Raw genomic sequence first — 242 nt, forward strand, 5'->3', positions numbered from 1 at the left:
ACGGTCGCAAGACTGAAACTCAAAGGAATTGACGGGGACCCGCACAAGCAGTGGAGTATGTGGTTTAATTCGAAGCAACGCGAAGAACCTTACCAGGTCTTGACATCTGAATGACCGGTGCAGAGATGTACCTTTTCTTCGGAACATTCAAGACAGGTGGTGCATGGTTGTCGTCAGCTCGTGTCGTGAGATGTTGGGTTAAGTCCCGCAACGAGCGCAACCCTTATATTTAGTTGCCAGCA

1 rRNA gene is annotated in these 242 nt (G+C 49.6%); it reads left to right on the forward strand.

From position 1 onward, the window contains the following. Window positions 1–242: ribosomal RNA gene (locus tag EL84_RS30400) — 16S ribosomal RNA — on the forward strand; the annotation flags it as partial.

It is taken from the genome of Paenibacillus sp. VT-400, assembly GCF_001029205.1.
Classification (GTDB): domain Bacteria; phylum Bacillota; class Bacilli; order Paenibacillales; family Paenibacillaceae; genus Paenibacillus; species Paenibacillus amylolyticus.